The 12,925-nt window shown below is 51.4% G+C and carries 11 protein-coding genes; 6 read left to right on the forward strand and 5 right to left on the reverse strand.

The features are described 5' to 3' along the window. Positions 1-110 precede the first annotated feature (110 nt). Genes ACYVBJ_RS04240 through ACYVBJ_RS04265 form a run of 6 tightly spaced genes read left to right on the forward strand, consistent with a single transcriptional unit; the run spans position 111 to position 6,810 of the window. Entirely contained in the window at positions 111-1,049 is a 939-nt protein-coding gene (locus ACYVBJ_RS04240; protein ID WP_460981042.1) for a sugar transferase, read from the forward strand. After that, the gene (locus ACYVBJ_RS04245; protein WP_460981043.1) at positions 1,028-1,996 is read left to right on the forward strand and encodes a glycosyltransferase family 2 protein; all 969 of its coding nucleotides are present in this window, start codon (positions 1,028-1,030) and stop codon (positions 1,994-1,996) included. Before ACYVBJ_RS04240 ends, ACYVBJ_RS04245 begins: the two co-directional genes overlap by 22 nt. 28 nt (positions 1,997-2,024) lie before the next feature. Further along, entirely contained in the window at positions 2,025-3,242 is a 1,218-nt protein-coding gene (locus ACYVBJ_RS04250; protein WP_460981044.1) for a glycosyltransferase family 2 protein, read from the forward strand. Between the two features lie 26 nt (positions 3,243-3,268). Beyond that, positions 3,269-4,723 (forward strand): O-antigen ligase family protein, encoded by a 1,455-nt coding sequence (locus ACYVBJ_RS04255; RefSeq protein WP_460981045.1) that lies wholly within the window; start codon positions 3,269-3,271, stop codon positions 4,721-4,723. 29 nt (positions 4,724-4,752) lie between these two features. Then, positions 4,753-5,529 (forward strand): glycosyltransferase family 2 protein, encoded by a 777-nt coding sequence (locus ACYVBJ_RS04260; protein ID WP_460981046.1) that lies wholly within the window; start codon positions 4,753-4,755, stop codon positions 5,527-5,529. A 54-nt stretch (positions 5,530-5,583) separates the two neighbouring features. Further along, positions 5,584-6,810 carry a glycosyltransferase gene (locus tag ACYVBJ_RS04265; RefSeq protein ID WP_460981047.1) on the forward strand — a complete coding sequence of 409 codons (1,227 nt, stop codon included), beginning with the start codon at positions 5,584-5,586 and terminating at the stop codon, positions 6,808-6,810. A 27-nt stretch (positions 6,811-6,837) separates the two neighbouring features. Here ACYVBJ_RS04265 and ACYVBJ_RS04270 read toward each other — a convergent pair whose 3' ends face one another. From ACYVBJ_RS04270 to ACYVBJ_RS04290, 5 genes are all read right to left on the reverse strand, one after another. Then, complete coding sequence (locus ACYVBJ_RS04270) at positions 6,838-7,707, reverse strand: glycosyltransferase family 2 protein (protein WP_460981048.1); 870 nt, start codon at positions 7,705-7,707, stop codon at positions 6,838-6,840. Between the two features lie 77 nt (positions 7,708-7,784). Continuing rightward, positions 7,785-8,423: an acyltransferase gene (locus ACYVBJ_RS04275; RefSeq protein WP_460981049.1), complete on the reverse strand. Its 639-nt coding sequence runs from the start codon at positions 8,421-8,423 to the stop codon at positions 7,785-7,787. Between the two features lie 68 nt (positions 8,424-8,491). Then, a complete protein-coding gene (locus ACYVBJ_RS04280; RefSeq protein ID WP_460981050.1) occupies positions 8,492-9,364 on the reverse strand; it encodes an alpha-1,2-fucosyltransferase in 873 nt (290 codons plus the stop codon). 53 nt (positions 9,365-9,417) lie between these two features. Further along, on the reverse strand, positions 9,418-10,371 hold the full coding sequence (locus ACYVBJ_RS04285) for a hypothetical protein (RefSeq protein WP_460981051.1): 954 nt from the start codon (positions 10,369-10,371) through the stop codon (positions 9,418-9,420). Between the two features lie 1,220 nt (positions 10,372-11,591). After that, positions 11,592-12,692 (reverse strand): sialidase family protein, encoded by a 1,101-nt coding sequence (locus ACYVBJ_RS04290; RefSeq protein WP_460981052.1) that lies wholly within the window; start codon positions 12,690-12,692, stop codon positions 11,592-11,594. Positions 12,693-12,925 lie beyond the last annotated feature (233 nt).

Genomic DNA, 12,925 nt, shown 5'->3' on the forward strand with positions numbered 1-12,925 from the left:
CCGAAGTTCATCTGGTAATCACTGACAGGAAAAGCGCCCCAGTCATTACTCCCCTTGTTAGAAATACGCTTTCTTCCCGACCGATTCCGGTTTTAACTATTTGCAATTTCATGGATAGCCGCTCGGTAAAAACTGTACTCGATAACGGAGCAACCGATGTGCTCGTTGTTACGGAAGGCAATCAGAACTTACAAACCAAAGTAAGCTACTACTTAGAGCTGAACTCGTTCCTACATGCGTTGCCGGAAGGCAAACCAGCTCTCATTACCCCAGCATTTAAACTACCGTGGTGGAAACGGGCTATTGACATTACGGTTTCCCTAACCGCCCTGCTTATTCTTTCCCCAGTCCTGGTCCTTGTTGCCCTGTTAATAAAACTGGACTCTAAGGGTCCTATTCTTTATAGATCGAAGCGAGCCGGTGCCCGGTTTCATATTTTCGATATGTATAAATTCCGGACCATGCGCGCCATGGCCGACCAGATGTTAGGCAGTCTCAGCGCCAACAACATCTATTCGAAAGAGAAAACGACTTCGTCGGCAGAGGTAGTAAGCGATGATAGGTCTGAATTTCTGTGCAGTGCCTGTCGCCAGCAGGGCGTTTCCTGCCAGCAACTGTTGTTCGATCAGAACAAGCCAGTCTGCGAAAAGCTGTACTTACAGGAGACGGAAGAGGTAGCGAAATTTATGAAGTTTCGGAACGACCCCAGAATTACCCGGTTGGGCACGTTTTTACGAAATAGCAGCATCGATGAACTTCCTCAGCTCCTCAATATTCTCCTCGGCGATATGTCGCTGGTCGGCAATCGGCCGCTTCCTTTATATGAAGCCGAGAAACTGACTACTGATGAATTTGCGCAGCGATTTGCTGGCCCGGCGGGTCTTACCGGATTATGGCAAGTGAAAAAACGGGCCAGAGGTCAGGGCCCGATGTCGGATCGGGAGCGGACGCTGCTCGACATTGAATACGCCGAGTCTTTCTCATTCAAGACGGATATGTCGATCATTTGGCAAACCATATTTAGCTTATGGCAGCAGGAGAATGTATAGAGCGCCCGGCACGGTCGACCTACCAACGCACTACCGATCAGGTACTCACGGCTTCCGCCCTGGTATCGATCATTACCATCAACTACAATCAGGCTGAAACAACCCGTCAGTTCCTGGAGTCGTCCAGGCTGCTCAGGCATCCAAACTACGAAATCATTGTGGTTGATAATGCCTCTGAACCCGCGTTGAGTACGCTCATTGACGAGGCTGACTATACCGGTCTGCGCATCGTCCGCAGTGAGGTTAACCTGGGCTTCACGGGGGGCAATAACCTGGGTATGCAGCAGGCTCAGGGCGACTACTTCTTTATCGTAAATAATGATACGGAACTGAATCCTGACTTACTCGATGAGTTGCTGCAGCCGTTCGAGGCCGATGATCAGGTCGGCGTTACGTGTCCTAAAATCAAGTTCTACGATACCCCTCACCTCGTTCAGTACGCCGGTTACAACGCCATGAACATGTACACCGGCACGGCCACGCCAATTGGTTATAAGCAACCCGACAGCAGCCGTTTTGATCACCCTTCGGCAACCAACTTCGCGCATGGCTGCGCGATGATGGTGAAACGGGCAGTGATCGATCAGGTCGGCCGGTTTGCCGATCGCTTTTTTCTGTACTACGAGGAGCTTGACTGGTCGCAGCGCATTAAAGACGCGGGCTTTTTGATTTATTACCAGCCTTCTGCTTCCATCCTGCACAAGGAGTCGGTGTCGGTTGGCGAACATAATCCGCTGAAAACGTATTACCTGACGCGGAACCGCATCCTGTACATGCGCCGTCACTGTACAGGGTTTCAGCGCCTGGTATTTTACCTGTTCTTTGCCAGCTGCGTCGTTCCCAAGCACGTAACAACGTATCTGCTTGCCGGGAAACGAACGCACGCGCGTGCGTTCGTGAAAGGGGTTATGTGGAACTTCACCTCAACCAGCCTATCGCCGGTATAACCGAAATCGCCTTAACGTTTGTCTACAAATGACCTTCTTCTACTACCTCGTTAGTTGCCTGTTCTTCGGTTTAGCGTTTATTGTTTTCTATACCTACCTGGGCTACGGCATTATTGCCTGGCTGCTGGTGAAAATTCTGGGCAAGACCAACGCGAAGCAGGCACCTGGTCAGGCAGCGGAGTACGTGCCGGACGTTACGTTGATCGTTCCGGCGTATAATGAACGCGCCTACCTCACCGATAAACTACAGAACTGTTTGGATCAGGATTACCCGGTCGAGCATCTTCACCTGCTTTTTGTCGTAGAAGGCTCCACCGACGGCTCCCAGGAATACCTCGAACAGCGGAAGGCCGATGTGCCGAACCTTACGATTATCTCCGGTACGCAGCGATTAGGGAAAATAGCCGCCATGAACCGGGCTATGGGGCAGGTAACTACCCCCATTACCATATTTACCGACGCGAACACTCAACTTAACCCCGAAGCGGTGAGCCGGCTCGTCAAGCGGTTCGAGGCAGCGGAAGTGGGCGCCGTGACCGGCGAAAAGCGGATACAAGTGCAGGGGCGCGAGGCTGCCGCGGGCAGTGGCGAAGGACTTTACTGGCGGTACGAATCGTTCCTGAAAAAACTAGACGCGCAGCTCCACACCATTGTGGGTGCGGCCGGCGAACTCTTTGCAATCCGTACGGCGCTCTACGAAACTGTGGAAGCCGATACGTTACTCGACGACTTCATCATCTCACTTCGCATTGCCGGTCGCGGGTACCGCGTTGAGTACGCACCCGATGCCTATGCACTGGAACGGCCTTCTCATTCGGTAAGCGAAGAGATGAAGCGAAAAGTACGTATCGCTACCGGTGGTTTTCAGGCTATACAGCGGCTAGCGTATCTGCTCAACTTTTTCCGGTACGGCTGGCTGAGCTTTCAGTACGTATCGCACCGCGTCCTGCGCTGGGCCGTTACTCCGTTTTGTCTGCCCTTACTTCTGATCCTGAACGGAATTTTACTGATGCTGCCGATTAGTGAATTCGCTACTACATTTTGGCAGTATATACTTATCTTACAGGTGCTTTTCTATACCACTGCCTACGTAGGCTATACCCTGGAAAACCGCCATACTCGTTGGAAACTCACGTTTGTGCCGTTCTATTTCGTGTTCATGAACTGGTGCGTATTGCTGGGCTTCGCCCGTTTCCAGCGGGGCAATTTATCCGGGATCTGGGAAAAAGCAGAGCGCGCCGTTTAAGCCGCTAATCCGTTACAGCGATTTGTATGTTCGACAGAGGCCTTTCGATACTTGATGTCTTCCGGGATAACCGCTGGTTATACGGCTTCATTGGCGTAATCACGGCCATAGTAGGTGGTTGGCTAATCGGCACATTCGGTGTTATAGGCGCATTGATGACCGTTGGCGTTCCCATTGCGATCATAGGGCTGGTTGGCATACTGGCTGAACCTAAATTTGGCCTTCTGCTGTACGTAAACCTCGGCTTTTTGCTGGGTCTACCCCGGTTCAGTCCGGTTGAAATTCCGATTGGTTTGTGTCTGGACGGCCTTGTCGCGTTAACGGTGGTGAGTGTACTCGTCAATGGCAAACGGATGGTCTGGAGTCGGCTCCACCACCCCGTTTTTTACATGCTGCTGATCTGGTTGTTCTATACCATTTTGGAATTTTTCAACCCGGAAGCCCCCTACCCCCTGGCCTGGTTCTTTCACGCACGTTACTTCTCGCTGAACTGGATATACGTTGCCCTGATCGTCTTGGTCGTACCCATCAGCCGCCAGGACATTAAACTATTCCTGAAAATCTGGTTCTTCTGGTCGTTTCTGGCGTGTCTGTGGTCGTTTAAACAGCAGTATATCGGGTTAGAAACGGCGGAGCTTAAGTGGCTGAACGAAGTTGGCGCGGCTACCCATATGCTGTTTGGGCAGTTGCGGAGCTTCTCATTTTACACCGATGCGTCCCAGTTCGGAGCCGAAATGGCCGGTCTTACCCTGATTTGTATGATCTGGGTGTTTGATGCGAGATCATGGCTAAAAAAAATAGGTTACGCTGGTCTGGCAGTTCTTTTCTTCTGGGGGTTTGCCGTTTCCGGTACCCGCAGCGCGTTGTTTGTTATCTTGGCGGGTTACCCGGCTTACCTCTTCCTCCGACGTAACGTAACGACGATACTGCTAAGCATTGGCGTTGCCGCTCCTCTGTTTGCCGTCCTCATGTTTACGCACATCGGTGATTCCAACTATCAGATCTACCGCATGCGGACGGCCTTGCACCCTGGTGAAGATCCCTCGTTCCAGCTCCGGCTCGAAAATCAGCGGAAGCTGCGGGCTTACATGAAAGACCTTCCCTTTGGGGCTGGTATTGGTACGTCGACGGATGCCGGAAACCGGTTTTCGCCGAATCACTTTGCCGCACGGATTTCGCCCGATAGCTGGTACGTTCAGTTATGGATCGAGACCGGTGTTGTGGGCGTATTTCTTTATTTGCTGATGTTGGCTGGTATCATCTGCGTTGGTACGTATAAAGTCTGGCAGATCAACGACCCCTGGCTGACTAAAATCATGGTTGCTTTACTGGCCGAGTTCATTGGTATAGTGGTGATGAGCTACTCAAACCCTACACTTGGCCAGTTTCCAACCAGTACGATCCTGTTTATCAACTCGATTCTATTCACGACCTGCGAACGGTGGGATACGGCCAAAGCCGTTGAGCCAACACGCGCCTGACGTTACTCTACTACGTAAGTTTTATCACTATGCTTCCCGTCAGTTACCACTTCGACAACGTATCCCTGCTGATTACCCATTATAACCGCAGCCATTCGCTTCAGCGCCTGCTTGCTGCGTTGTCGCAGCTGGCCTGCTCCTTCGCGGCAATTGTCGTCTCCGACGATGGCAGTAAACCCGAACACCAGGAAGCTCTCGTTCGCTTACAGAACGAGTATGGCTTCTCACTCGTTACCACTCCCAAGAATCGGGGTCTGGGCCACAATATGAACAAAGGGCAGGATGCCGTAACAACGCCGTATACCTTGTACGTTCAGGAGGACTTTGTACCTAAGTCAAGTTTCCCCAAACAGCTCAAAAAATCGCTGGGTTTTATGGACGAAGACAAGACGCTGGACATCGTTCGCTTCTACGCCTATTACGCCTACCCTTACCTGAAGCCATTTACGGCTGAGTATGCCGAGATGCATGTGCCGCGCTGGGCGCTGAATTACACAAAGATTTATGTGTACAGCGATCACCCGCATCTGCGCCGGAGTTCGTTCCTGACCAAGTTCGGCCGGTACGCCGAAGGGCTGCATGGCGACCGCACCGAGTACAAAATGTGCATCTCGTTCATTCAGCGCGGTGGGCGGGGACTATTCTTTACGGATTTCAAAAGTCTTTTTTCGCAGGAGAACGATGCCGTTGAGCCTAGCACCGTACAACGGACGGAGTGGACGCAAAGCAACAACCCATTCATTGCCGCTGCCCGGTACGTGTACAGACAGCTTCGGTACAACTACGACATTCAGTTCATGCAATGACGTATTGTTGTCTGGTAAATTGTGGACGGTAACGGCAAAAATGCAATAGGTAGTATGGATAGTTTTGACAGTATTATCTGCGTTAGTCAAACAACCTGGGAAGGCGATTTTCAGAAGTCGGTGGTGCAGTTAATGACCGAGTTATCGGCCCGCCACCCTGTGCTGTTTATCGATTACCAGTATACTGTGAAAGACTGGGTGCGGGGTGCTCAGGGAAAGCAGGACGTTCCGGTTCGGGAACTGGTCGGACTAGCCGATTCACTAACGAAGAAGACCGGTAAAAACGGGCAGGTGGTCTACGTTTGGACTCCCCCGCTTATGCTGCCCATCAACTGGCTCCCTAACACGCTGCATGACCGTTTCCTCGCCCTGAACAGCTACCGGTTCATCAGCGGCCTGAAACGGGTTATGCGCCGGTTAAACATGCGTCGGCCGGTGATCGTCAACGCGCTCAACCCGGTGTTTGGTGTGCCCATGCTGGATAAGCTCAACGAACTGGCTACGGTTTATTACTGCTTCGACGAGATATCGTTTGAGAGCTGGATCAGCCGACACGGCAGCCGCTACGAACCGCAGTACATTCAGCGTGTTACGTCGGTCATTACAACGTCGGAGAGTCTGCGTCAGGCTAAGTCTGCGTTGCAGCCCAATACGTTCTGCGTTAAAAATGGCGTCAATTTCGATCTGTTTAACCAGGCGCTGGCCCTGGCCGAAGCAAATCCGCCCCAAAAGCCGGTGGTGGGGTATCTGGGTTCGATGGATAATCGAATGGATCTTGACCTAGTCGAGTACTGCGTTCGCATCATGTCGGACGTATCGTTTCAGTTTATTGGCGAAATCAACCAACCCCTGATCCCGCAGCGCCTGGCCGCTTACCCAAACGTTACGTTTACGCCCCCGCATCAACCCCCGGCGCTCCCGGCCTTACTGGCTAACATGAAGGTAGCCATCATCCCGTATTTGTGTAACGAACACACCTACACGATTTATCCCCTGAAGATTAATGAGTATTTAGCGGCTGGTCTGCCCGTTGTATCGACCCCGTTTTCGATACTTGACGATTTCGCGGGTGTGGTTGATCTGGCGCGTGAGCCCGAAACCTTCGCAGAGGCCCTTCGACGAGCGTTGGCGGATGACAGTCCTGAACGGGTAGCGGAGCGGGTTAACCTGGCCAAAGCCAACTCCTGGGAAAAACGGGCTGAAGCCTTTGAAGCCGTTCTTCATCAGGCCGTACGCTCAGCGGCCGCGCCAGTTCTGGTGGCGGATAAGGCGCTCTCCTAACCGCCAGCACCAGTTCCGAGCAGTGGTTCAGCCAATTGTTCGCCGGATCCGATCCATGAACGCTTTGCCTAAACTGCCGTGCGCCAGCAAGCGCCGGGCACTCGTCCAGACGTGCGCCCGCGAATCCGTAACGCGGTGGATACCTCCTTTTCCCTGTTCACGTAACGACAGTGCCATCCAGCCATCTTCCCCACGTCTGGCCGAAGGTGGAGGGGGCGTTTTACCGGCCTCAACCAGTTCAGCAACTGACCCTACCGGTCCTGAATCAAGCGCATAGCCGCCAATCGCCAGCGCATCGTCCCGACGAAACGCAAAGTTGAATCCATATACGTTCAGGTAAGGCTTATTAAAGCTCCGGGCAAAGTTAAGGGTATGGCTCACGCGTTCGTAACAGGCCAGGGCAAGGCGGGATGTGTTCTGATGCGGCAGAAACGAGTACAGGCCATACGTACAGGCAATGGCTGACTTTTGCAGCGGGCTGGTGATAGCGTTAACCCAATCGGGCGGGTACAGGCAATCGGAGTCGGCATTCGCCACAAACTGGCCCCTGGCCGCTAACAGCCCTGCCTGACGAGCATACGCCACGCCGGGCTGCGTCTCTAGCACGGAACGAACCCCGCACTGGTCTAGAAACGCCTGCGTCCGATCCGACGAGTTATTGTTAATTACGAGCAGTTCGGTAGGCATCGTTAACCGTTGGCTTGCCAATGACGACAGCGTATTTAGCAAACTGGCTTCTTCATTGTAGGCCGGTATAACGATTGAAACCAGCGGGGTTTCCGTCCGGAACTGGGCGAGCCGATTCCGTAATGATTCGAGTTGTTCGGACGAGACTTGCGCTGGGTCGTACGTAAACAAGTGTTCAGCGATCCAGCCGGGCAGTAGAGGGTTTGTCATTAACCAACGGTCTGCAAATAGTTCGATTAAAAAGAGATAGCAATACGTTTCCTGGCCACGTTCTGGCTCTCCGGTAGTTACTGGCTCGGGTTCAGAGAAAGAGAGCTTTTTATCCACTGCCCGGACTCAGGGTCATACTGTTTTAAGATGCGGGCTGGATTGCCACCGACAACGGTATAAGCGGGTACATTGCGGGTAACGACACTTCCGCCCGCCACCACGGAATGACGACCAATCGTAACGCCCGCCGTAACGGTAACATTAGCGCCCAGCCAGCACTCATCTTCCACAACAATGCGGTGCGTCGTAACGGGTTGTTCGCAGATTGGCCTCTGAATATCTTCGTACGAATGGTTAAGACCCGACAACACTACGTGCTGGGCAATGATTACGTCGGAACCAATGGTAACCGGACCAATCAGCACGGACCCGATGCCCACCAGGCTACGATCGCCGATGTGTACACCACCGACGCCGTTATTGACCACGCAAAAATCTTCGACCGTGCTCGACGCACCAATCGAAAACGGATTAAAGGGCAGTACGTCCAGGCGGGCACGCGACCGAATGGAAGAAGACCGAGCCCGTTCATGAACTAACGGATTGACAAACCAGCTAACCCAACGCCGGGGCCTGGCCTGGTTCGGCGGAATCAGCAGCCAATGCACGAACCGTTTCAGGGCTGGTTTACGGTCAATAATTTCCTTGATGTTCATGTCTAAATTCTGATCCGGTACTTTATTGAACAGAACAGAGTTACTCTTTTTTGTATACCCTCTACAGGTTATAGTCGCAGCCACGACGGCGGGATAAGATCGTCGGTATTACAGTCCGGCTTGTTTCTAAACCACTGTTTGGGCGCAACAACTCTTTTCGTTTTGAGGGGGTTAAGCCAGGCCCCCCACCAGCTATACGAACTGTTAGCGATAACATGATGCTGGCACAGACTCATAAGCTGCAAATCGTCCAGATCGGCATTCTCGCCGGTACTGGTAACAAACGTGTGCGGAACATTCAGTCCTAAATTGGCCTGCACCCACGCCTGATCATCGCTGAACACAAACAGGTGTAGGTTTGGGAACTGCTTTTTCAATAGTTCGATGGCGGCCTGGTAATAGTCGAGTCCTACGAAACCAAAGGTTTTACTAAACTCAGGATGCGCTACGTAGTCACCCCGACGGATGTGTACCGAAACGGGCGTCGTACTGATTTTAATGGCCCGTTGATACGTATCAAAAGCAGGTCCAGGCTCGTGCGTAAATGCAAGTTCGGTTCTGATCAAATCTGCATACGTCTCAAAGTAAGATTCGGATTGCCAGAAACCGTCGAGGGTAAGCAAATAGGCGTTGGCACTTAATACGGCGGGATTAAACTGAAACTGGCTTTCCTGAACGAGTTCGATCAGCGGTTTTAGCGTCCGGCCGGGGAGCAGTTTTGTCGCCTTCGCCACGAATCGGTACGGCGATGCGTTTAGTACCCGATAATTAATAGTAAAGTGCTGAAGCCGGAACAGCCGGGCCGTATCCGACGCATACGTCTGGTTGTAGTAGCTAAGGTCAAAGTAAAGTGATGCCTGGTTCCGCAGCGAAAGGCTACGTGCCAGCGCATACTGAAACAACTGATTTCCCAGACCACTTGTGATTTTAGCAACAACCATAGCCATATTGAATCCTAAGCGCAAACAAGGGCAGCTCGCCCGATTTTCTGGTTTTAATAATAGGCTTCGAGATACGGCAGTACCTCCTGATCGGTCTTAGCCAGTAATATTCTAGCATCCGATAACGCCGGAAAAATGGTCGCGTACTCGTTGAACTGATGCTCCATTCCGCCTTCCGGACTCGATACGATGATGTTGATACCACCGAAGTAACTGGCCAGGGCAGCGGTCCCCCCGTGTACAGATATAAACCGATCACAGTTGGCGTACACCAGGAGCTGCAGGTGGTTAAAATTCCGCACGGTCGTCCGGTGCTGTTCGAACAGATCGCTCATCATTACCACCTCCGGATAGGTTTCCCGTAACCATTGGTGCTCGTTCAGGTCAAGAATTTCGCTGTTATCTTCTACAATCTGGGTGGGCAGCGGCCGGTTGTATATGATCTGATACCGATCCTTATAGGTTGACACAATCTTGTCTAGTACGGAAATGCTCAAAAAATTCATGGGTGGCTTATCCCACTCGATATTATACTTGTTGGCAATCACCAGTATCGGTTTATCGAAGGTGATCAGTTCATTGCGATAGTGCGCTTTCAGAGGCACCTGCGCCCGTTTCACCGATTTGAACGACGAACCGTGGGTCATACTGGGTACATCGTAATAATCGTATCCTGCCTGCCATTCCCGGACTGGGTACCGTTCGCTATGGTTTTCACTGAAGAAATAAAACTCTTTCGTGTCGGCACAGGATATGGTTTGCAAAAGCGTACCATTCAAATGATGCCAGTAGGCAAACGGCAGCACATGGATGATTTCCGACTGAAACTCGCCGTGGTATTCAATGACCTTGTACTTCTTTTTGACTAAAAAATCCTGCGTTACAAACCGAATCTGATTCAACCGGCAGAAGTAATTGTCCCGCACAAAATAGCGTAGATCACGTCGTATACCGGGGTTTTTAAGTGTGGCTACTACGTACAGAAACTTCAGAATCAATCGCTGCATACAATGAGCGTGTAGAGAACTAACTAGCTACCTTAATCAACAAATAAGTTACTTAACCTGAGCAGGATAGACTATAATCTACCAGACATCTCTTTTAAGACTGAATAATAGCGATTGGGTGACAGGTAAAGACCAATTTAATTTATTTGTGAATCAAGAGTGGAAAAACAACAAACGTAGCGTGAGAACTAAGCGCGTGGAATGCTACCGCGGCAATTTCTATGGGTTATGCAAGGACAGGTACATAATTTCTGGCTCCGACGTACAAAGACGCAGACTCGTGCATCAGCTTGTTGCGGCCGCGTTGATGACCACATCGACGGCTTGCCTTCGTTAAGGTTGCGCTCATACTAGTCTTGAAGACACTTTTCACCTGGATATCCGATATGGTACCCAAACAGCTTCTAAGGTTTTCAAGCGTTTACGCGCTTGGTGACTTACTTTGGTTTTGCCGCCAATGCCTTTTATTCGGCTAGGCTGGTATTCAGTAAGGTGCACGTTTGGTTAATCTGCTATACGAGTCGCTCCGCTCGGGCAGCCACGCAATGAAAGCTAGTTTCGGGGGCAGGTAAGATGTGAGTGCGTGTTCACCGACAATGTGCCGGGTGTAAAAGCCCATAAGCCCAAGTTCGAGCGAACGATGAGTTGCCTTCGGGCTAAGGATCCGATTGTAATCAGGTGACTGAATCGGTTAGGCCGTCCGACACGGGCCTGATCGAATTGGTAGAAACACGGAACCAACAGGGCAGCATCTGATGTCGCTCAATAATATGCCAGCCGTCAAAAATCTCTACGAGTCGGGAGTCAGTCGAGTACTCAGTCATAAGCTACTTTGAGATTGGCAGTCGTCGAACATTTTCAAAGTGCTCCGCTCTGCTGGCGTGCCCGTCAAGCCCATTGCCACGGGCACGCCAGCAGAGCAAAAATCATTAGCGCCATTCTTTGTCCCGTTGCCCCAAGAATCCCATAAAGGCTTTAGACAAGGAATGGGATCTATGTTTCCGGGTCCACTTTCCCGATTTCCGGTCCTAGCTACTATGGCTACTCCAATGTCAGCTCAACCTTACTTTCCCCACACTTTTTAATACTCTCCCTGTAATTTGCACAACCTGTGGGTGGTTAGTGCTAATCCCACTCGGTTGCATCAGACCTCCGCACGCTTGCAGGCACACTGTACGAACCAAACCGAGTAAACTCGACTCCCTAACGTAGTGCCTCACTTAGTTTTTCAGTTTCATCGGATCAATCACCCCGTACTTGACTGAGTACCGGTTATAGGTGTAGGTGATATGTACCTTCCCATCCGATGACTGGATAATAGCGGGATAGGAATACCCATGCTCATTCGGTACATTTTCTAGCGTCATCACCGGCTTCCACGATTTACCGTCTACCGATACCGCCAGGTTCAGCATGTTCCGATCTTTAGGTTCGCTGCCCTGCTGGGTGGTGTGGTTATAAATCAGCAGCTGTCGACCGTCCCGGAGCGTAACCGCGTCGGTTCCCGAATTCGGATTGGGTAAGTCTAGCCCTGTTAGCTTACTCCACGTATTTCCCTTATTGGTCGACCAGGCCTGAAAAACAACATTCTGCCGGGTCCGGCCGATGGCCTGTAGGCTTCCGTTGGCGTAGGTCAGCAGACTGGGCTGGATAGCATCGAATTCAACTCCGTCATTGATTGGCCCCACAACGCGCCAGGTTTTACCCCCGTCCCGACTGATTTCGAAATGCACTTTCCAGTACGTTTCTTTTCCCACCATATATTCGATACTGGACGGCGAAATGATGGTTCCATCCGCCAGTTGAATGGGTTTATTTTTGACCGGGCCAATCAAATGACCGATTTTCTTGTCTTCTCCCATCTTTGCTGGTTTTGACCAAGTCTTTCCATCATCCGTAGAGGTCATTACCATTCCCCACCAGCTACGCGGATCTGGCCCAATCTTGTAGAAAAGCATTAGAGGACCACCTTTTGGCATGAACAGCACAGGATTCCAGCATGGATAGCGCAGGGTATCATTGATTATGCCATTGACGACCTCTTCTGGCCAGGTCCATTTGCCATTCACCAATCTGGATACGCGAATACCAACATCTGGATGCTTTTCCTTCGTGCCAGAGAAAAAAGCGCTCACCAGACCGGAGGGCGTTTCAACAATAGTTGACGCGTGTACCTGGGGGGTGGGCCGGTTGTCCAGAGGATAAATCAGTTCGCTTTTCAGATAGGCTCCCTCACCCGGTTTGGCTAAGGGCGGTAAGGCCTGTCCGTACCCGACGAATACCCACAGTGCGGTTAATCCGGTTAGTAATGACTTTTTCATTGGCTTCGGTGGGTTTGCTTACATTAGGGTTAATACTTGCCGTCAGAATCGGTAGTAGTTCGCTTCGCTGCAATGTTAACGCCCGGCAATAGCCGCCGATTCACATCCTTTGCCGATCTACGCGCCGTTATATCCTGGTGCTCTGCTCTGGTTATTAAAAAGGCCGTTTCAGTCAAAGCAGTTGATGCAGACAGCGTGCACAAGTCAATACAATACATTTCACAGCTTTGTGA

It is taken from the genome of Spirosoma fluminis (assembly GCF_054778895.1).

What these genes read in the sequence shown, in the direction of transcription:
- ACYVBJ_RS04240 (WP_460981042.1), top strand. Translation starts at nt 111, where the DNA reads ATGGATAGCCGCTCGGTAAAAACTGTACTCGATAACGGAGCAACCGAT.
- ACYVBJ_RS04245 (WP_460981043.1), top strand. Translation starts at nt 1,028, where the DNA reads ATGGCAGCAGGAGAATGTATAGAGCGCCCGGCACGGTCGACCTACCAA.
- ACYVBJ_RS04250 (WP_460981044.1), top strand. Translation starts at nt 2,025, where the DNA reads ATGACCTTCTTCTACTACCTCGTTAGTTGCCTGTTCTTCGGTTTAGCG.
- ACYVBJ_RS04255 (WP_460981045.1), top strand. Translation starts at nt 3,269, where the DNA reads ATGTTCGACAGAGGCCTTTCGATACTTGATGTCTTCCGGGATAACCGC.
- ACYVBJ_RS04260 (WP_460981046.1), top strand. Translation starts at nt 4,753, where the DNA reads ATGCTTCCCGTCAGTTACCACTTCGACAACGTATCCCTGCTGATTACC.
- ACYVBJ_RS04265 (WP_460981047.1), top strand. Translation starts at nt 5,584, where the DNA reads ATGGATAGTTTTGACAGTATTATCTGCGTTAGTCAAACAACCTGGGAA.
- ACYVBJ_RS04270 (WP_460981048.1), bottom strand. Translation starts at nt 7,707, where the DNA reads ATGACAAACCCTCTACTGCCCGGCTGGATCGCTGAACACTTGTTTACG.
- ACYVBJ_RS04275 (WP_460981049.1), bottom strand. Translation starts at nt 8,423, where the DNA reads ATGAACATCAAGGAAATTATTGACCGTAAACCAGCCCTGAAACGGTTC.
- ACYVBJ_RS04280 (WP_460981050.1), bottom strand. Translation starts at nt 9,364, where the DNA reads ATGGTTGTTGCTAAAATCACAAGTGGTCTGGGAAATCAGTTGTTTCAG.
- ACYVBJ_RS04285 (WP_460981051.1), bottom strand. Translation starts at nt 10,371, where the DNA reads ATGCAGCGATTGATTCTGAAGTTTCTGTACGTAGTAGCCACACTTAAA.
- ACYVBJ_RS04290 (WP_460981052.1), bottom strand. Translation starts at nt 12,692, where the DNA reads ATGAAAAAGTCATTACTAACCGGATTAACCGCACTGTGGGTATTCGTC.